This window comes from Dysgonomonas sp. BGC7 (assembly GCF_001261735.1).
In the GTDB taxonomy this organism is placed as follows: domain Bacteria; phylum Bacteroidota; class Bacteroidia; order Bacteroidales; family Dysgonomonadaceae; genus Dysgonomonas.
Window position 1 is genome coordinate 30,133 of record NZ_CVRP01000009.1, and the last position, 20,282, is coordinate 50,414.

The 20,282-nt window shown below is 36.7% G+C and carries 13 protein-coding genes, 1 pseudogene and 1 riboswitch; of the genes and pseudogenes, 4 read left to right on the forward strand and 10 right to left on the reverse strand.

The features are described 5' to 3' along the window. Positions 1-364: 364 nt before the first annotated feature. The 5 genes from BGC7_RS08785 to BGC7_RS08805 form a co-directional block, all read right to left on the reverse strand. Positions 365-1,633, reverse strand: a complete 1,269-nt coding sequence (locus BGC7_RS08785) for an MFS transporter (RefSeq protein WP_050701214.1) — start codon at positions 1,631-1,633, stop codon at positions 365-367. Positions 1,634-1,657: 24 nt separating this feature from the next. Beyond that, complete coding sequence (locus BGC7_RS08790; protein ID WP_050701215.1) at positions 1,658-3,151, reverse strand: calcineurin-like phosphoesterase C-terminal domain-containing protein; 1,494 nt, start codon at positions 3,149-3,151, stop codon at positions 1,658-1,660. A 70-nt stretch (positions 3,152-3,221) separates the two neighbouring features. Continuing rightward, positions 3,222-4,673 carry a RagB/SusD family nutrient uptake outer membrane protein gene (locus BGC7_RS08795; RefSeq protein WP_050701216.1) on the reverse strand — a complete coding sequence of 484 codons (1,452 nt, stop codon included), beginning with the start codon at positions 4,671-4,673 and terminating at the stop codon, positions 3,222-3,224. Positions 4,674-4,685: 12 nt separating this feature from the next. Further along, on the reverse strand, positions 4,686-7,721 hold the full coding sequence (locus BGC7_RS08800) for a SusC/RagA family TonB-linked outer membrane protein (protein WP_050701217.1): 3,036 nt from the start codon (positions 7,719-7,721) through the stop codon (positions 4,686-4,688). 413 nt (positions 7,722-8,134) lie between these two features. Then, complete coding sequence (locus tag BGC7_RS08805; RefSeq protein ID WP_050701218.1) at positions 8,135-9,163, reverse strand: GntR family transcriptional regulator; 1,029 nt, start codon at positions 9,161-9,163, stop codon at positions 8,135-8,137. Positions 9,164-9,477: 314 nt separating this feature from the next. On the opposite strand from BGC7_RS08805, the gene BGC7_RS08810 reads away from it, so the two are divergent. Then, positions 9,478-9,909: a Fur family transcriptional regulator gene (locus BGC7_RS08810; protein WP_050701425.1), complete on the forward strand. Its 432-nt coding sequence runs from the start codon at positions 9,478-9,480 to the stop codon at positions 9,907-9,909. Positions 9,910-9,935: 26 nt separating this feature from the next. Then, positions 9,936-10,265 carry a YnfA family protein gene (locus BGC7_RS08815; RefSeq protein WP_050701219.1) on the forward strand — a complete coding sequence of 110 codons (330 nt, stop codon included), beginning with the start codon at positions 9,936-9,938 and terminating at the stop codon, positions 10,263-10,265. Between the two features lie 145 nt (positions 10,266-10,410). Here BGC7_RS08815 and BGC7_RS08820 read toward each other — a convergent pair whose 3' ends face one another. The 4 genes from BGC7_RS08820 to BGC7_RS08835 all read right to left on the reverse strand — a co-directional run bounded on the left by BGC7_RS08820 (position 10,411) and on the right by BGC7_RS08835 (position 16,804). Further along, positions 10,411-11,565, reverse strand: coding sequence for a hypothetical protein (locus BGC7_RS08820; protein WP_050701220.1), 1,155 nt, complete (start codon positions 11,563-11,565; stop codon positions 10,411-10,413). A 12-nt stretch (positions 11,566-11,577) separates the two neighbouring features. Continuing rightward, the gene (locus tag BGC7_RS08825) at positions 11,578-13,128 is read right to left on the reverse strand and encodes a hypothetical protein (RefSeq protein ID WP_050701221.1); all 1,551 of its coding nucleotides are present in this window, start codon (positions 13,126-13,128) and stop codon (positions 11,578-11,580) included. Positions 13,129-13,456: 328 nt separating this feature from the next. Further along, a riboswitch (cobalamin riboswitch) is annotated at positions 13,457-13,658 on the reverse strand. A gap of 132 nt (positions 13,659-13,790) precedes the next feature. Beyond that, positions 13,791-16,187 carry a DUF11 domain-containing protein gene (locus BGC7_RS08830; protein WP_050701222.1) on the reverse strand — a complete coding sequence of 799 codons (2,397 nt, stop codon included), beginning with the start codon at positions 16,185-16,187 and terminating at the stop codon, positions 13,791-13,793. 23 nt (positions 16,188-16,210) lie between these two features. Continuing rightward, a complete protein-coding gene (locus tag BGC7_RS08835) occupies positions 16,211-16,804 on the reverse strand; it encodes a hypothetical protein (RefSeq protein WP_050701223.1) in 594 nt (197 codons plus the stop codon). A 772-nt stretch (positions 16,805-17,576) separates the two neighbouring features. Here BGC7_RS08835 and BGC7_RS08840 point away from each other — a divergent pair. Both BGC7_RS08840 and BGC7_RS08845 read left to right on the forward strand, forming a co-directional pair. Next, positions 17,577-18,710: an MBL fold metallo-hydrolase gene (locus BGC7_RS08840; protein ID WP_242034331.1), complete on the forward strand. Its 1,134-nt coding sequence runs from the start codon at positions 17,577-17,579 to the stop codon at positions 18,708-18,710. Positions 18,711-18,742: 32 nt separating this feature from the next. Further along, positions 18,743-19,191 (forward strand): annotated as a pseudogene (locus BGC7_RS08845) (GNAT family N-acetyltransferase). A 47-nt stretch (positions 19,192-19,238) separates the two neighbouring features. Here the strand turns inward: BGC7_RS08845 and BGC7_RS08850 are convergent. Then, on the reverse strand, positions 19,239-20,183 hold the full coding sequence (locus BGC7_RS08850) for an AraC family transcriptional regulator (protein ID WP_050701224.1): 945 nt from the start codon (positions 20,181-20,183) through the stop codon (positions 19,239-19,241). Positions 20,184-20,282 lie beyond the last annotated feature (99 nt).

A 20,282-nucleotide genomic window follows, 5' to 3' on the forward strand; every position in this document is an offset into this window, starting at 1 on the left:
ACTAGAGTATGATCCTCTGTTAGTATAAAAAATTACTTTCCCTCATAAGTTGCAACAGGAAAAAAATCTGTCTGCTAACGAGTCTCTTAGGTTCCACTTCCTGATACTAGGAAATTACCATACTTGCATTTAATCTGATCGGGTATTACTATTTCTTTTCGTTTTTTTCATATGTATATAGATCTGACAAGACTGATACACGACTATTTGTTTACAACCATTATTTTCAGCGCTTTTTGTCGTTTTTGCTTATCATGTCAGAGTTTTTAAAAGCTCAATCTGATGTTTCTTATGTATTTCTTATTTTCATTTTATTTAGTAATAGCCTTTCGGAATAGTTTATTGATGGATTTTTTGTTTTTTTTTACTCAACTCCTTCTGCACTGTGTATTTTTGCATAATCTTTTTTGAAACGATATTTTGACGTCAAAACCAGCAGCAGTCCGCAGGCTACCCATATAATTGACAACATTGATATTCCTGTAGAAAGTCCCAATATCGGTTTCAAATACCCTAGTACGGCCGGAGCTAGAGAGCCTATCAGAAAGCCTGTCATAATCATGACACCTGAAGCAGAGGCTCGATATTTTTCAGGAATTACGCTGTAAAGGACTGTATAGGTGTTGGCATCGAAAAAAGCCCGGGCAAAACCGAATCCTGCAAAGCCAATATATATGGCTATTATTGCAGTAGAATTACTCATCAGTACAATAAATGGTGCTGCAACTAGAAGGCTTATCCCCTGCATCAGTATTCTGACAGATGCCCCCTTCTTTTGGGCCAGCTTATCGGATAATCTTCCGGCAACGAGTACCCCTACAAAGGCAAACAGATGAGTATAGAACATAGAATTGAATCCGGCAGAGGTTAAGCTCATTTCAAAATTTTCATACAGATATGTTGGCATCCATGTAAGATATCCTGTTAGTACGAATATCAATCCACTGAATCCTATTGTAAGAGCTAAAGCGCTGGGGGTGGAAAGAACCACCTTAAATCCATCGAAAAATCCGATTTTTTCTTTTGGCAAATTGGGATGTTTGGTATCCACATCTGCTTCGTCCTTTTTATCCTTTAGCCTGAATACCATAACAATAGCATGTATCACGCCAATGGCTCCAAATACATAGAATGCTTTTTGCCATCCGTAGTGCTGCCCGATATAGCCGGCTAGCAAGCCGCTGACGATGATACCTATATAATATGCAGTCTGATGAATAGACATGGCGAAAGAACGTGTGTCTTCTTTATGATAGTTAGCCAGCATGGTATAGTTTGCAGGCCCGAAAAAAGCTTCGCCGCCACCGGTCGCCAGACTTCGTGTTACGATTAGCATAATTATACCTGAACTTAGCCCTGTCAGCATTGTTGCTAAGCTCCAAAAAAGAACACTCAATGTGAGTATCCACTTTTTACTGAATCTGTCGCCTACGTATCCCGCAACAGGGACTAAAAGTGCATATATAAAATTGAATATGGTAGCAATTATACCTATTTGGAAGTCAGATAAAACCAGGTCTTCCTTCATTAGAGGCAAAACAACATTGAATACTTGTCTGTCTGCTTGATTCAGAAGATATGCAAACCATAGCAGTCCAAGTACTTCCCATTTGTAATTCTTAATTTTAGTCATTTGATGATTTCTGTTAATTATGTATTACAGTTGGATATCTTCAATGAATTCTTCTCCAAAAGGATTTGTTGCTTTTATTGTTACTGTTGTGGTTGTGGCAGATGGCACTCCTGTGAAAATATGATCTGTAGGACTAGCTCCTATCCAGGTTCTACCGGGAGGAAACGCAGTATCTCCTTCTGCACCGAAATATTCAAATGATATAGGATCGTAAGTTCTGCTTGTATATCGTGGCATTTCTTTAAATGTCCCTCCGTTTTCAGACCATTCTACCTTCCAATGTATATCCCAATCCCATACATTTACCAGTAACTCCTGACTCGGACGTATGAGCTCAGATTCTCGTTTTCCGGGTTTAAAGACAGAGAACTGTTTCTTCGGAAATTCATAAGATCTGTATTTCCATTTTACATTAGTGCCGTTTATTTCAAAAATCTTATATCCCAGATATGCACCATCAGGGCAAACCGGTCCTTCCCACCAGCCACCACATGCTGCTCCTATTATGTGATCCGTTATATTTGTCTGATCTGCCATTACCGAGTTGTAATGTGTATGTCCTGTTATGATATGGACATTCTTATACCCATCGAGGAGAGCATATAGAGCACTACTGTTTCCATAATTACTTTTATATCTCGATTTTGTAGGGCTATGTGTCATTAAGATTAGCACATGGTCTTTTGGTACAAATTCCAAATCTTTCTTTATCCAGTCTAATTGCTCTTGTGTTATAAATACAGAATATTCTGTGTTTGGTCCTCCTGCATATAATATATTGTCGAAGATTATATAGTGAGCTTTTCCTCTGTTGAAAGAATAATATGTAGGCCCATAATGCTCTATATATGTTTTAGCAGACGGACCATCCCATTGATCTGTTGCAGGAGCATCTTTTCTTTGTAAGTGGTCATGGTTTCCGATAGAATAATAAACAGCCTGCCCTACAGCAGTAAAGTACTGCTTACTTAAATCATGCATATTGGGTGTGTCGAAAACAATATCGCCTGTCACCATCAGGTGTACGGGGTTAAAGGAACTGGAAGCAATATCAGTCTTCATAAAGTCAAGAATTGGTTTCAGCTTTTTCAGTTCGGTTTCGTTTCTTACCTGTGGATCTCCTACTGCAATGAAGTAATGCTTTTCGTCTGCCGAACTTAGTTTTATGAGTTCAAAATTTACAGCTTTTTCTCTTATGCTCGGAGTCAATTTTGTGTAGAAAATCGGTACGCTGTTTTGTACAGGAACAGTGTATCCCGAAGGAGAGGAAATATAAACATGAGTAGCAGTTTCACTGATTTTGAATGAATAGTTACCATCTTTGTCTGTTGTAGTAAAGTTTGCCCCATCTGTGACTACTACATTGGCAATACCTGTATTAGATGATTTTACAGATCCCTTTATTGTATAGTTATCACCATTATTTCCCGGTTTATTAGGTGTTTCTACTTCATCGGAACTGCTACAACCTAATAAAATGAAGATAATGAGTGAAATATTGACTAAAATTGTTTTCATAATTTAATTGATTTTGGCGGAGAATTAGTATTGGGCAGGCTGGCTATTACCCGCCCAATTCTGTAGTTTCCTAATATCCCGGATTCTGGTCCGAGTTGTCTAGGGCTTCATTATAATTTATTTCATCCAATGGAATAGGGTATAGTAATATTTTAGAATCTATTTTAATGCCATGAGCATCCATAATTGCTTGTTCGTACTTGCCCATTCTTTTCAGATCAAGGAATCTCTTGCCTTCATAGAAAGTTTCGTATCCACGTTCTTTCAATATAAGGTCAAGGAATGTGTCTTTGCTATAATTTGCCTTCTTAAAATCGACAGGAGAAGACGTGTTGGTTGCATATCCGTAGGCCCTTCTGTGTATCATGTTGAGCTTTTCTACAGCTTCGTCCGTTGGGCCATTGTTTAAGCGGCACTCAGCCTCAGAATACAATAGTAACAAGTCTGCATACCGATAGAAAGTATTATCTGTACCACAGTAATTAGTAATTGCCGCTTCATTCTTGAATTTTTTATAGAATAAAGTTGTTTTCGAGCCATTAATCACTGTTGTAGGCTTGTTAAAGTCTTTATTATAGCTGTAGAGATTAAAGTCTTTTCTTAGATCTTTGTAGTCCCATTCTTTAATGAACTTGTTCTTAACCGAATCTGTGAAAAGTCCGTTATTTCCTCTGAAATTAAGATATTTACATTTGTTGTAATGTCCCATTACAGCATACTCATTTCCATAGTTTATGTTATATTTCAGATAAAATATTTCTTCTTTGGTTCCGTTGGCATCAATGCCAAAAATTTTGTAATAATCATCAGATACGGAAATTGGAAGTAAAGAATATTTTCCTGATTTGATTACTTCCAGAGCTTTATCGCGAGCTTCTTTCCATTTTTCCATGTTGAGGTAGACATCGGCCAGTACTGTTTTGGCTGAACCAACAGTCGGTCTGCCCCACATTTTTGGGTCTCCATCTATTAAGTTCTTTTCGGCATATTCTAAATCTTCGATTATAAAATTGTAAATATTTGCTATTGGTTCTCTGGATACTCCTAGTTCCTCCATGTTTTTTTCTGTTCTTAAAGGTACGTCTCCCCAATACCGTATTAAGAAGAAGTAGCAGAATGCTCTCATAAATTTGGCTTCGGCAACAAATCCTTTTATTTCGTCTTGTGTTGCTTCTTTTGCCTTTGGCGCATACTCTATCACAAGGTTCGCATCTCTTATAGCCCGATAGATACGATTCCATACATCCGACATTCTGTTTATATTCGTATTGTCGAAACCTTGAAACTGATTGACTACTAGATACGAACCTTGAGCATATCCATAGTCGATCTGTGATTCCGGGATTGTATGTATATTTCGTCTCATACCTTGCTGCAACTGACTATAGATAGGCATGATTGCTGCATCGATCTCTTCTGCATTGTTATAAAATGTCTCTACAGCGACTCTTTTAGGCTCTTCTATTAGTTCGCACGATGAAAAACCTAGTAATACAAGTAATAGATATATTATTTTTTTCATGATAATACTTTTTTAAAATTCTAACCGGACACCGAAAGTGTATGATTTGGCACTAGGGTATGAATAGTGGTCTATTCCCTGATTTACAGAGGTAGAGCCTCCTCTACTATTTACATCCGGATCGTACCAAGGGTAGTCTGTTATTGTGAACAAGTTCTGTGCACTTACATATACCTGTGCTTTGCTAATCCATGCAGCACCGAGTTTCTTTGTTGGTATAGAGTAAGCTAGCTCGATGTTTTTAAGTCGGATATAAGATCCATTATATACAAATCTGTCTGAGACTACATATGTATTCTTATTTGATATTTTAGGATACTTGGCATTGGGTGTTTCTGGTGTCCAATGGTTGTAAAGTACTTCCTTAAATGTGTTTAGTCCCCATCCGTAGTCATAGTTTGTTGTTCCCATGCTTAGATTGTAGATATCGTTTCCTTGCACTCCTTGAAGGAAGAAACTGAAAGAAAAATCTTTATAGTCTAAGGTAGAATTGAAACTGTAAGTGAAATCCGGATTTGGATCTCCTATATATGTCTTATCCTCTTCTTTTAATCCGGCTTTTAATACATTTTCGCCGGCTTTATTCACATACAATATATTTCCGTTTTCATCGTATCCATTTTCTTTATACCCATAAAATATACCGAAAGGTTGGCCTTCTCTTATCAGATTTATATAATCTCCCATCCACGATAATGAGTACCATGTGCCGGGAATGTCCTGATGTCCTGAAAGTTCTTTTACTTTGTTTTTGTTGAATGATATGTTGCCCGATATGTTCCATTTAAAATCTTTAGAATTTATGGCAAATGCATCGATTTGAAACTCAAATCCTTGATTTTTTATTTTTCCTATATTTTTGACCGTGCTGCCATAACCCGCAGACGGAGGAAGCTGAACATTGTTCAATAGGTCTTTAGTATTCTTTACATAATAGTCGGCTGTGACTTGTATTCTGTGATCGAATAGGCCTAAGTCTATTCCGACATTCGTTTGTGCGGTCGATTCCCATTTCAGGCTGCCGGGATAATTGTCTTTCGGGTCAAAACCGGGATATAGTTGTTTGTTGAGCACCGCTGTTCCCGAAGCCAGATAGTTTATAGTTTGGTACGGGGAGATTGAAGTATTCCCTGTTACTCCATATCCGGCTCTGAGTTTCAAATTGGAAACGAATTTGAGATTTTTCATAAAGTTCTCATTCGAAACTCTCCATGCAAGTGCTGCTGAAGGAAATGTTCCCCACTTCTGGCCTTCCGAATATCTGGAAGAGCCATCTCTTCTTATGCTGAAAGTTGCTAAATATTTGCTGTCATAGGAATAATTGAAGCGTCCCAAAAATGATAATATTTGCCATTTACTATAGTCAGAAGATGGTACTCCCGGTGTTGTAGCGGCACCTATATCGTAAGATTCAAGTATGTCATGTATGTATCCGTCGCCTGTTGTGCTGAATGGCTTATAGGTCATTTGTTCGTAAGTGGTTCCTGCCATAGCAGATATACTATGTAAGCCTATCGTCTTGTTGTAAGATATAGTATTATTCGTACTTAGCTCGAGAGTATTGCTTACTTCAATACCAGCAGAGCCTGTCGATTCCGGGTATTTTCTGGTATCATATCTGTCCCATCTGTATTCACTGTTTTGTATATTGGCCGCAGTTACTATAGATATATCCTGTATTGGTTTGATGGTAAGGCTCAGATTGGTCATAACTCTGTTTCTAAACCACTGTCTGTTTTTCTCATTCAGATATGCTACGGGATTTACAAACCCGGTTGCACTAAACGGATAATCTTCATCTAGTCTGTGATATGAGCCATCATCGTTGTATGGGCCTACTGTTGGTGGTGCTGCTATGGCTGAATGTAATATGCTATTTCCGCGTTGCCCTCCTACTGTAGTTTTTGTTTTGGTAGTAGCTCTACTTAATATAGTGTTTACCGATACGCTGAATATTTTATTTATTTCGTGGTCTATACCTGTACGAAGTGTTATTCTGTCGTAGTCGGTATTGCGTAAGATTCCTAGTTGATCGAAGAAGCTCGCTCCTATCGAAAATTTAGTTTTGTCATTACCTCCACTGATATTTACAGAGTGTTCGTGCAGTGGGGCACTTCTGTATACCAGATCTTGCCAGTCTGTTCCTGTTCCTGCATTTGTTATATCTGTTTCGGAAAAATATTTTGTACCAAAGTCATTTTCTTGTTGAATATTCATCAGTTGCATATATTCGCTTGCATTCAGCATATCAAACTTTTTAATGATTTTTTGAATACTCAAACGACCTTCATAAGTGACCTTTGTTCTTCCGGCTTTACCCTTCTTTGTTGTTACAATGACAACGCCATTGGCTCCACGTGCTCCAAAGATTGCTGTCGCAGACGCATCTTTTAAGACGTCTATGGTTTCAATATCTGCCAGGTTGAGCATGTTAGCATTTGATAGAGGAAAACCATCAACCACCCATAGAGGTTCGTTATCTCCCATTATAGAGTTGTTTCCTCTGATGCGAATTTGAACAGTTCCTCCGGGTGTTCCTGTATTTTGCTGTACAACGACTCCGGCTGTGCGTCCTTGCAGAGCCTGACTTATTGTTGAGCTTGGTATTTCTCTCATTTTGTCACCGGAGATGGAAGATACAGATCCGGTAAGATCGCTTTTTTTCATAGTTCCATATCCTACTGCAACAAATTCGTCGAGAACAATAGATTCTTCTTTCAGAGTAATATCAATACGGCTTCTTCCCTCTATTTTTATTTCTTGTTTTTCTATTCCTACATAAGAAATTTCAAGAGTTCCGTTAGCAGGTACATTCCTTAATATGTAATTTCCTTCAACGTCTGTGGTTGTACCGTTGTGTGTTCCTTTTAGTAGGACGGTGGCTCCGATGACGGTTTCTCCTGAAGTAAATTTTACATTTCCAGTTAAGTTCAGATTTTGGGCAATTAGATTTATGCTGCCTGTCAAGACAAACATGAGAATCAAAACAGCTCGAAATTTACACGAAAACTGCTTCGTCTTTTTGGATAGTGTAAGATGCTTTTCCATTTAAAGTTAGTTGTAAATTAACGAATAAGTAATTTTCATAATTAAAAAATTGGTTGTAATCCTTATATATCGCGCTTTTTATCCATTTTTATTACAGCACATAAGTGTGGTGTACTGTAGTGTGGTGTAAACTTATTCAAATAATTTCTATGTACCAAATAATTGACGCTAAAAATTAGGTTCTTAACAATTAATTAATACGCAGTAAGAATGGAAGATACCATATAAACGCTTTATACAGCGGGTATATAGTGCAGAAATAAAGGGTGTGGAAGGTGTTTGTAAATATCAAATGAACGAGACAAAGAAATTGTCTGTCTGATATTATATTCTACCGGTCGGGACTTTGATTTGGAGTCTGGTCTTTAATAGAGACTGAAACATTCTTAGAGAAAAATAAGAACAATGTTTTTTCAAAAAGTATTTCTTTTTATTAGATTAAAGTCACATTTTATTTTCTTAAAATCTTTTTCTACAATCATTTTTGCGCTTAAAGCTCCCATCATCTCAAAATCGGTAGATAAAACTGTCAGCCCATTTAAAATTATTTCATTGATTGGAGACTCATTGTATGAGATTAGGCCTATATCTTTTCCTATCTCACAGTTTTTTGCCTGGGCTATTTTTACAAGATCTATAAGTTCAGTGTCTAATTGGCCGTTGAGAATTAGATATATTTCCTGCTTTGCTATAATGTCGGAACTCAGCTTGGTGTGAATTTTATAATCTATCTGGTATTCTTTGCAAAATCGTTCGATTCCTTTTTTTATATACTGAGCATATAAGCTGCCTTTGGTAGATAATATATTTAGTTTATTAAACTTTTTTATTTCGGCCAGCCCCTGACTAAGTCCATCGTATACATCATTTTCGAAATCTTGGTATACACAGCCAAAATTTCCGCTCAGATTGTCCACATGTCTGTCCAAAATGATCAGTTTATTACTGGATATTCGTTTTAAGCTCTGTAACAGACGCGACTGTATCTTTGGTGTTAGAGGAAAGTGAGGTGCTATAATATAATAGTCAAAATCGTCTAGGTTTTCATCTATAAAGTGTTCAAATAAAGCTATATCCTGATTATGTAATCGTATAGTCATCTCAACACTATTGCCTATATTGGAAGCAAATGAGCTGAATAGCACTTGTTTATAGGTGCTTATCTTGTCGAATAAGATCAGAATCTTAGTTTTCCGGTCTTTCTTCGCAAAAAAGAATCCTTTACCCTGTACTGGCTCAATAGTTCCTTCTTCTTTCAGATGCAGATATGCTTTCTTTACAGTCTCTTTTGATATATCCAGTTCTTTTGCGAGTTCGTTTAATGAAGGCAGACTATCTCCAGGCTTATAGATATTGCTATCTATAAGAGAATATATCGACTGCATCAGTTGTTTATATATCGGAGTTTTAGAGTCTTTAGATATCAGAATCTCGCTGTGCATAAGATTGTAATGTTATACTAAATTTGTGAAAAAATATATCATTATATTACATTCAAAGGTAGTCTTTTTTATATTTATATTATTGCTGAATTAATATTTTGTTCGTCATTTCGTAATATACTTTTCTTCTTATATAAAGAAAGAAAAATTCTAGACAGCTGTTAGTTTTCAATATAAGAATTGTTATAAAACTTTTTTATAATATTATTCGCTTAAGTAAGGATTATACGCTGTTTCAAAACTAATAAATTTTATTAAGTAAGCAATTAAAAAATTATTCATAACTTCGGATATTCATAGATATGTTGTCGCAAATGAATGAATACTATCTAAAAATTCTGAACGAACGGAATATTAAAGCTACTGCAATACGTATCCTCATTCTGAAAACAATGTCCGGTTTTGATGCTGCATTTAGCTTGTCCGATCTGGAAATAGCTCTGGATAGTGTTGATAAATCGACTATATCAAGAACTATACATCTATTTCATGAACATCAGCTTATTCACAGCTTTGAAGATGGCTCGGGTTCAGTCAAATATTCGGTATGCAGTAGAGGCTGTACTTGTAGTGTCGATGAGCTGCATGCGCATTTCTACTGTAATTACTGCAAAAAGGCTTTTTGTCTGGAAAATATAGCTGTCCCTGCTTTTAGCCTATCGGAAGGAATGGCGGTTGAAAGTGTAAACCTGGTAATAAAAGGCTATTGTGGTAAATGTAGAAAGCCAAAACATAAACTAAAGTAGATTTAATTTAATTAGAATAGAAACGCATGTTGATATTAAAATCAATCCCTATTTTTATACTAGCCGGTTTGTGCGAAATAGGGGGAGGGTATCTGGTTTGGCTTTGCCTGAAAGAAGATAAACCTTGGTGGTATGGAGTCCTTGGTGGGCTAATACTTGCTTTTTATGGTGTAGTAGCTACTTGGCAAACTTCTAATTTTGCTCGGGTGTATGCTACCTATGGTGGTTTTTTTATAGTTATGTCGATATTGTGGGCGATGAAATTTGATGATTATTCTCCTGATAAATATGATGTTATTGGTGCTTTGATCGCTTTGTTGGGGGTCTGCATCATTTATTATTTCCCCCGAAATTAAACTGATATATTTCGCAAAACAGAAACTAAAAAGAATTTGGCTTAGTCCTTTTTCAACCTCTTTTTATACTAAAAATAAGAGAGGATATGTTGACTTTATATTCAATATATCCTCTCCTGTTATTTATATTCCTTTTAGAAAGGAGTTAATTCACTTCTACATCCCTTACACAGCGTACCGTTTCTTTCCCATCCTTGTCGTTGCCTCCAATAATAGTTCCCATGGCACTCTCAAAACGCCACCCAACGATATGAGGTTCATGTCCGGCCTGATCACAATCCTGATAGTTAGGATTACTGATCATATAGTCTCCGTAAGCAGAAAGAGGAGTGAATCCTTCCACATCACGGAGATTGAGGCCTTCATTGGCTACATATACTTTCCAATCTTGGTTTCCACTACCACCCATAGCCCAGATTAGTTGCATTTCTTTTAGGGTAGGCACACGCCAGTTGGCTCCTTTCGATGCACATAAAGTCTTAGCTTCTGTCAATGAAGCCCAGCCTGAGTTACTCATGTCTACCTCGAAGCTGCGGGAAACTTTGCTGTCTTCCAGGCTAGATGTAGTTGTCAGAGGAAACTCTTTTCTTAGAGCTTCTTCTTTTACTCCGCCATCTTTGTCTCGGCTGACAATTATAGGTTCTGTTTTAGATTTTACATATGGATATTTTTTTCCTTCCACATTGTTTTTCTTTACGATACGGACAGATGCTCCTTTCTTTTTGGCATCAGCGTAATGGAATCCATCACTTTTCTTCATAGTGGAAAGTCCCGGTAAACTGGTGTTGGGTACTATTAGCCACGCATGATCTCTGTAATAGCTGAAATTAACATTTTCGGTACTACTCCAATATGCATACTCTGACAGATTAAGGCATCCGTTATAGATGTTAATCAGCATTAATTCGCTTTTGGAAGGAAGATACCAGTCGAAGCCTTCTTCATCGGCACTTTTAGCTCCTGTTTTGTTTAGATCTAAAGCAAATTGTGCTGCAGGGAATGTCCAACGGCTGTTTGCAACTCTGCTTAGCTCGAAGGTATTGCTTAATCCATCGCTGATACTTGTTGCTTTTGTCCCCGTATCCTGATTGCTCCAATTTATTATTGCAACTTCTCCATCTAGAGTTTCATCGGTAGCCTTGACTAGAAAGTAAGACTGAGAAGGATTGTCGGTATATGATATTGTTGCAATATCATCAGGCTCGGTTTTTTTAGATTCATCAATTCCTTCTAAGGAATTGTCTGTACATGCATATACGAAAGCTATACATGGAATGATTAATAAACTTGAAATCTTCATATTTGATTATATTTATTTGTTTGATAAAACATAGTTAGGAGTTAAAGATATAGAGCCTAAAACCTCTGTCGATTTTTCTCCTGTGGCAGGCGTACTATAATCTATAATGCCAGTATATATACGTACAAAGTCGACTCTTTTGAGGTTTATGCTGCTTCCGTCAAGTCTTCTAGCCCAATCAAGATCCATCTTGTTGCTCGATGCGGTGTCTACATCTCCATCTGCGGCTACAGAAAAATCTGTTCCTCCTGCTCCTGCTTTTGCATATCCATATGAGTTAGATAGGTTGGCTGACGCGAATGTCCAGTCGATAAGTGTTCCTGTAAACTCTATCGTTTCATTCTTTATCCAAATCGGCCAATGAGAGTGTCCTGAGTGTCCACATTCAGGAGCCCACTGATTAGTGCCTTGTGCTGCATAATATATGCCAGTCTTATCATTTCCTACATAGTCTATATTGATGGCATCGGTATAATTATTAGGATTCTTATAGCTTATCTTATAATCTTTTATTGTAGACTTATCGTTGTGCCAGCTTCCATATATTTCATACCATTCGTCATCAGGAAGCCCGTTACCATTCTTATCATAAGATACCTGTACTATTCCGGGTTCTGCATTTCTCGAATTTTGGAATATTACGAAGTCATATCCTTCTTTGTTCACAATAGAATGATCGAAAGAGTAGATTACATAACCGCCCCACGCACCTAAGGATATACCTGTGCCTAATGTGTTGGCAGACTTACCTCCAACGATATTTTCACCTGAACTTTGGAGCCCCCATCCATATTCTTGTCTGACCCTATTTGTAGAATTGAAGGAATATTCGTTGATGAACTGTCCTGGAGCCGGACGATATTCAATAATTTTACTGATCCATTTAGAGGATTGATCTGTTACTTCTCGCCCCATAATAAGAGTGGATTTATTTACTTCATCTTCATATTTTCCAATAAAGTCTCCTTCTTGTTCAATTTTGATTGTTACAGGTGTTTCTGAAATAACTTTTACATTGTTTAATAAGCCTGCCGAAGTGATATTGCCGCTTACAATGTTGAGTGAGTCTACGATTGCACCTTTATTTATTTTTAATGTTTTTGTACCGACATCTGATTTTACTTCAGAATATGTTCCTGACAGCTCTGTGTCGGCTTTAGAGAGGAATATATTAAGTATTCCTTCTGTTTTTTCTTCCGGCAATGATATTATTGCTTTACCTGAATAAGAAGATTTATTATCATCTTTTATCGTAACTGTTTTTTTATTGGCTATGCCTTTCTTGAATTTTAAATTAATAGTCAGGTTTTGCATAGTAGATAGTTTTGAAGGAATCATTATGTCTCCATCGGAAGTGATTTCTTCATTTGCTTCAATGACGATTTCTTTGGTAGAGGTGCCGTTCAATGTTACTGCATAGAAATTTAATGCAGAATTAACATCATCTATTGTTTTAATGGATGATGGCAGAGTTGGGATAACTTCGTCTTTGTCACTATCAGAACAGCTTGTTGTGATAAACAGGCAAAGGACGAACAAAATAATACATTTTAAAAAGTTCATAATTAGTATAAATATTTAGATTTATTCAAAAACACAACGTCGTTGATCTTTTTGTATTTAAGATTATTTACATGATTATTTCTGTATAGTGGTGCTGATTCTATAAGAAGGGTTGATAAGGGGCAGTCCTCTTGAGAAGAGGAGAAGGTTAATTTCTCTTTTAGAGTCAATAATTGCATTTAAGCCTGAATGATTAAATTATCAAAAAAGCTTACAGGAAACTGATTGTTAAGACGAGTGTGATAAAGAATACAATTCTAAAAACACAAAAATAATTATTGGTTTATAAGAAATGTCTTTTGTCCTTTTGCTTTATTTCCCGAAAGCTTTGAAAACTAATTATTCTGGCAGGTCTTCTGACTTACTCCATCTTTGAACGTCCTTCCCATTCTTTTAGAAACAGTGGTGTTGAGATTGTTCAAAAACCTTGGTGGAGCTTACAGCAGCGGGTCTGTTCAGGATTTTCACCTGATTCCCTTTTCATCATATTTCCGTATCGGATCTATGACACCAAAACTTATTGCAAAGTTACCCAATGGGTATGTTAAATCAAAATATATTGAAATAAAGTTAACCTCTTTATACAACAAATCCTTAGTTAATCTTTAACTAAGGATTTGTCTACTTGATTAAGAAGCTACTCTTTAAATTTATTTACCTATTTATAGCTCTTTAGTTACATTTTTGTTTGATATAACGCATGATCTCATAAATCTTATTCCAAAGTTTATATCAGAAATATTGTTGCTTATAGTACCTAATGGAACTTTTCCATCAACAGCGCCGTCACTTCCTGCTCCCATCCCAATATGTTCACCTGTGTAACGCGCTAAAGTAGCTAGTGTTAGCAAAGGTACTGCTGTTTGCCCTACTGCTGTAAGGGCTGCTGTTGTAAGATAAAGGGTGTAGCTATTGCCTATTGTTGAGGTACAACTACTATATGTTCCGTCACTGGCTACACTGACCACGTTTTCTACTTTTGATGTAGTATTGTTGTATACAACAATGCGTAATGTGTTGCCTGCATTGGTACCAATCCCATTTACAATATTGTCTGCCATCCCGTTTCGGTCGTTAAATACCGTTCCTGAGAGTGAATAGTTTATTTTTACTGTAACCGGCATTATTGCAGAAGTACATCCTACAACATTGGTTGCTCGTATATAATAAGTTCCGCTTGTTGCTACTGCTGCGGGGTTACTCAAAACCGTCGTAGCCGCCGCATCCGTATAATAAGCATACTTCAGATTACTGGTACTGCCGGCCGTAACAGCTGAGGCTGTTAAATTTACAGTACCCGGGCTACATGCCTCAGGAGGGTTAGTAATAACTAGATTTGGCGTTGTATATAAAGTAGTAGAACTACTGTTGTTAGTTGTATTACTTTCGGTGCCGGCATAAGTAACATTCGCTGTATTTGTCCACGATAGTCCCTTTGTGGAAGGGGCTTTTACGCTGATTTTTATAGGAGGATATGAATAGGCCGACTTCAATGAAGTGCTTCGTGTGATGGTGTAAGAGTTGTTGTTTGAGTTTATAGTCCATCCTTCTCCTCTAATACTATCTATTGTTAAGCCTGATGGAATAACATCTGTTACAGTAACTTGTTTATTCTGCTCAGATGCGGTAGCTCCTATATTGGAAACTGTAATGGTAAACGTATTTCCTTTAACAGGATCGGCGCAATAGCTGTCCAGAGTTTTACTCACTACAAAATCTACATTGGGAGACAATACCATATTCGACACTGTCGCATAATTATTAGTGGGATCGAGATCTGTAATTCCTGATGGAATAGTGTTAATGCCAACAGAGTTTTTTATATAATTTCCTTCCGGCCGGGAGCGAACTGTTCCTACTACTGTAAAGGTTGCTTTACTGCCTTTAGCCATATTCAGAGACGTACTCCATGGGTTTGTGAAGCCAGTTGTTTTGGCTACACCCGAAGTATATCCGCTTGCTGTAGTCCCGCTATTACCTTGATTGTTGAATGTGATGGATGTTATATTAAAATCAGTTCCTAAGACTAAATTTGTTCCGTTTGTAGATTTCAATGTATCGCCTAAAAGAATACCGTTTAGCACCGCATCGTTTTCGTTAGTTACATCTACTGTATAGGTAAGCTGATCGCCCACATTTATATTTGCTTTGTCAACTTCTTTGTTTACGCGAGCATTTCCTGTGGTTGTAATATATATATTCCTAATTTCATGATAATTGAATCCTCCTCCAGTTGCCCCCGCGAAACCTAATTTTAAATTTGGTGGTGGAGGAGTAGATGTCGTGTAAGATATTATTGATTCATATACTCCAAATTTGGTCGTTTGCCAATAAACGTCTATTTTATAAAAACCGGTGCCTGTAGGGACAATTGTTATTTTTATTTTACGATAAAAATCTGCATCTTTTGGACGAGTGGATGTAACAGTATTATAATCTATCGAATTTCCGTTAAGCTTAGGGTCGGGTTGTAGTTGGTTGTGTTTTAGGTATTTGTTTGTTGTCGATGCGCTTGCTGTAGTAGGTCCTCTTAGTGTAACTGAGTTTGGTTTTAGGCTGCTAGTTCCTTCAATTCGGCCTTCTGTACTACGAGCAAAATTACCATATTCATCAAATCCTATTCCAATATAGCCTCCCGATAACCCGGTTGTCACTCCCTGCTCTGAATTTGGTGCATAACCAAGAGAGCCTCCATATCCTCCAATCTTAAAAGAGGTTGTAGCTGCATCGAATAGGAAAACACAAAAACCGTCGGCCCCATAGTAAGTAGCGTCATCAGTATCTCTCCATGATTTATATTCGAATTCCATAATTACTCCCAGAGATGAAGGAAAGGGTGTATTCACATAAGCATATCCTGATTGGTTTTTTGTTGCAGAAGTCAGCCTTAACCAACCATCATTTATCGGGTCTGCATAACCTGATGTCAGAGTTGCACTTCCTCCTGTTATGATTCCAGGGCTAGTTCCTCCTTTAAAGCTTTCGGTGACAATGAATTGAGCCTTTGCTGATAGTATAAAAAGGAGTAGTATATTAGTGATAAGAATAAGTTTACGCATATCGCATGATTATATTAGGGATCTTATCTAATAACAAATACAATGTTGATAAACGAACACTCTGTGGCTGTAGCTGTTACATCGTATGTCAATAAACCGTTGGCATTGATGCTCAGGTTGCTGAATACAGATGCATCATAATCCGTTATGTAGTAGTAGAGGTCTGTGGCAAGAGGTAGAAAATGTATAGATGTGGGCGCACCTGTACTCTTTATTTTAGGTGTTGAAAATTGTGCTTTATATAAAGCATATAAATCCAGCGTTCTTCCGGCTCCTGTAGTAGCAGTGTTAATGGATATTGAAGGCATATAAAACCATTTGGTATAACCCAGAGGAAGAGAAATCCATCTAGCTCCATCGTTGTAATAAAATCCCGGACTAACATCGTATCCATTGCCGACAGAGGTAGTCGCTGTGTTATAAACAGTCATACCTTTTATATGAGCAGATAAAGGGCTCGATGATATTATGGATGAAAGTGCTACGCGAGGAAGTAAAAGTCCTTTAGAAGATGAACCAGAACCATTTTCTTTTAAGTCTAACAAAGCATTTTGATCGGGCGCTATTCCAGATCCTATTGTCACTTGTGCTTGAAGATAGGAAAATAATCCAGTCATTACAGTAAGTATTAAACAAAAAATGACTTTTTTCATAGAGGATAAAAAATTAAATTAATATGTTTTGTGTTTTATATTTTTTGTTATTGTAGGGATAAGCTTTGTAAGTTTATACCGATTCCAGTAGTTGCCTTTTAACCTATTAGTCTTCATAAAGTTGTTTTCTACTTCCCAAACATTGATGTTATTTCATTAACTGTTACCCCATATTATTAATATATGGAGGATGAATTTTGCTATTATTTGGAGAATACGATCCTTATAGAAGGACTATATGAAGCGTAATTTATATGCATCTTCATGTTGTTTGAATAGTTGTTCCAAGCTTGACTGAATGTAGCTGTGGGCAATAAGATTTCCTTTTTCTCATACGTCTGATAATCAGATATGTTATATTGTCTTTTTTATATAGTGTTTCCCTATATGAATAGGGTGTGAGATATATTGCTGCGAAATTAATAAAAAAAACTTACTTAATAGTTTTTTGTGTATTTTTTATAGCAAAATGTCTAAATAAATATAGTTGTATTGCATATGTTTGATAGTTGGAGCTATTTTGGAAATATATGTTATAGTGATAAGTAAGATGTTTTATTATTAACTTAGACTAGCTTTATCGTGTTTTAAGATTTAAGGGACTTGTTTTTTTGTTTTTGAAATAAAACTATGTTTTAATAGCTTTATTCCTAATGTATGATGTGTTGATAAATTATGTTTAAATATTGAGTATTTTCTTGGCATAGATTTTGTTTTAGTACTCTAAAAGATCTATATGACATCTAAAATAAAAAAGAAACTGAAGACGACAATGATAATTACACTATCTATTCTGGGTATACTTGCTATTGCTATAATTGTATTTCTGAATCAGGCTAACTTTGGTAGTACACCTACCGGAGAGCGAAAAGAAAGAGTACAGAATTCACCTAATTATCGTGATGGAAAGTTTCAGAACCTGAGTGAAACTCCTCAGCTCACAGGAGACAAAGGAATGATGGGTATGATGTATGATTTCCTCTTTGGAGATTATAAGCGAGTGACGCCGATAGGAGAAATTCCTTCTGTAAAAACAGATTTATTAAGCCTTGATCGCAAGCAGGATATGCTTGTTTGGTTTGGACATTCATCATACTTTATACAGATAGATGGTAAACGAATATTGGTAGACCCTGTACTTGATGGAGCTGCTTCGCCTGTTTCGTTTGTAAATAAGCCTTTCAAGGGTAGTGATCTGTATAAGACATCAGATATTCCTGATGTAGATTATCTTTTCATTTCTCACGATCATTGGGATCATCTTGATTACGGAAGTGTGATGGCGTTGAAAGACAAGGTTGGTAAAATAGTCTGTGGTCTTGGAGTTGGTGAGCATTTCGAGAAATGGGGCTTCGATAAAAGTAAAATTATAGAGTTGGATTGGGAGGAAAATGCTGCGTTAGAAGATAACTTTATGGTTTATTGTTTGCCTTCGCGCCACTTTTCGGGAAGAGGGTTATCTCCAAATCAATCTTTGTGGGCATCATTCTTATTACAAGCGCCTTCTATGAAAATATATATTGGAGGAGATAGTGGATATGATACGCATTTTGAGCGAATAGGCACACAATTTGATGAGATAGATCTGGCAATTCTTGAAAATGGACAATATGGGTCGGGGTGGAAGTTTATACACATGATGCCTGATCAGGTAGTACAAGCTGTTAAAGACTTAAATGCGAAAATATTGCTGCCTGTGCATTCTTCTAAGTTCAAATTGGCTAATCATCCGTGGGATGAACCTTTGATAGAAGTTACCCGAATAGCAGAAGAGAAGAATCAGCAGACAATTACTCCAATGATTGGAGAAGTAGTGAACCTAAAAGATAACACACAAGTTTTTTCTAAGTGGTGGGTAGGAATTGAATAACTCTCTTTTTTTCTATAATTATTATCTTTGAAATGAAAATAATATCTGTACGAGAACAACCTGAATATAAAGACCAAATCATTGCTTTCTTGCAAAAAAGCTGGTCTCAGGTCTCTCCTGAAATATATAGAGACTGTCTTGAGCATTGTATTGACGCTACAAGCCCTCTTCCGCAATGGTATGTTTTGGAAGCTGATGGTCAATTTATTGGTTGTGCAGGGCTGATAACAAATGATTTCATCAGTCGAATGGATTTGTATCCTTGGCTGGCTGCACTTTTTATTGATGAGCAATTCAGAGGAAATTCGTATGCTCAGTTGCTTGTCGAGAAAGCAAAAGAAGATGCAACGGATGCAGGATTTAAAAGCTGTATTTATGTACAAACCATATTGGATATTACGAAAAATACGGGTGGTCGTATATTGGAGACGGTTATCATCCTTGGGAGGAACATTCGAGAATTTATGAGATATCTCTATAAATAAAAAGCTGAATAACCTTATGCTATTCAGCTTTTTTATTTACCTCTTACAACGGCTTTACCGGAATACATATATCTACAATGAATCTGTGTTCAGGATGCTCGTTGTAGTCGTTGTGATACAATTCGTAAGTGGAGCCATCTCCAGGTTGATAACCGCTTTCGGTCAACCATAGACACATAGTATTCCATGCTTGTTCAAATTCGGTTTCTTTTATTTCGAAATGTCCGACAGCATACTTCCCGGCGGGAATGGTTGATTTGCCAATCTCTCCTTCTACTTTTACATCTTCTTCTACCGTGAGACTGGCATCCTGACGTACCTTCTCAACTCCTGTGATTGCCGGGTCGTCATGATAGACAGTTACTGTCTTGGTAGTAGAGGTTACAAGGCCTCTCGGTGCAGCCCATCTAAATAGTTTTTCGTAAGCCTGCCCTATCATATTGAATGCACCCATATGGCGACAATAGATAAGTTTTAATTCAGGCATTTGTTTGATTTCAATTTTTGTGTCCATAATTATTATTTCATTTAGTTCGACACTGCAAATTTGATCATTTATGTGTTGTACATTTTTACCGATTTTGCTAATCGGTTTGCAATTCTTGCTGTATCTTATTCCATTTTTGATGTATATGGCTTTACTTAATTGACGAAATTCTTTTGCACTTACTCCAAAGAATGATTTGAATGCTCTGCTGAATGATGAGATGTTGATAAAGCCGCATTGGAAGGCAATCTCACTAATAGATGTTTTTGGTCTGTCCTGTAATAATACAGCTGCCCTTTCCAACTTGATACGTGATACAAAATTGTTAGGCGTCTCACCTGTAATGAATGTAAAGATTCTGTGAAAGTGATATGGTGAGAATGAGGCAATATCGGCCATCATAGATAAATCAATAGTCTTATCCAGATTCTGACCGATATAATCCATTACCCTATTGATGCGAGCTGTATATTCCTGTTTGCTTAAATCCTTATAATCCATAATAATACAAATTTACAAATATACAGTATATCTAAATATCTGTCTTTGCATATCTTGCGGATATAGATATTTAATTGTTGTAAAAATATGGGAAAAGAA

Coding starts and splice junctions, on each gene's coding strand:
- BGC7_RS08785 (WP_050701214.1), bottom strand. CDS start 1,633: ATGACTAAAATTAAGAATTACAAATGGGAAGTACTTGGACTGCTATGG.
- BGC7_RS08850 (WP_050701224.1), bottom strand. CDS start 20,183: ATGGATTATAAGGATTTAAGCAAACAGGAATATACAGCTCGCATCAAT.
- BGC7_RS08805 (WP_050701218.1), bottom strand. CDS start 9,163: ATGCACAGCGAGATTCTGATATCTAAAGACTCTAAAACTCCGATATAT.
- BGC7_RS08810 (WP_050701425.1), top strand. CDS start 9,478: ATGAATGAATACTATCTAAAAATTCTGAACGAACGGAATATTAAAGCT.
- BGC7_RS08795 (WP_050701216.1), bottom strand. CDS start 4,673: ATGAAAAAAATAATATATCTATTACTTGTATTACTAGGTTTTTCATCG.
- BGC7_RS08840 (WP_242034331.1), top strand. CDS start 17,577: ATGACATCTAAAATAAAAAAGAAACTGAAGACGACAATGATAATTACA.
- BGC7_RS08790 (WP_050701215.1), bottom strand. CDS start 3,151: ATGAAAACAATTTTAGTCAATATTTCACTCATTATCTTCATTTTATTA.
- BGC7_RS08825 (WP_050701221.1), bottom strand. CDS start 13,128: ATGAACTTTTTAAAATGTATTATTTTGTTCGTCCTTTGCCTGTTTATC.
- BGC7_RS08835 (WP_050701223.1), bottom strand. CDS start 16,804: ATGACTGGATTATTTTCCTATCTTCAAGCACAAGTGACAATAGGATCT.
- BGC7_RS08815 (WP_050701219.1), top strand. CDS start 9,936: ATGTTGATATTAAAATCAATCCCTATTTTTATACTAGCCGGTTTGTGC.
- BGC7_RS08820 (WP_050701220.1), bottom strand. CDS start 11,565: ATGAAGATTTCAAGTTTATTAATCATTCCATGTATAGCTTTCGTATAT.
- BGC7_RS08800 (WP_050701217.1), bottom strand. CDS start 7,721: ATGGAAAAGCATCTTACACTATCCAAAAAGACGAAGCAGTTTTCGTGT.
- BGC7_RS08830 (WP_050701222.1), bottom strand. CDS start 16,187: ATGCGTAAACTTATTCTTATCACTAATATACTACTCCTTTTTATACTA.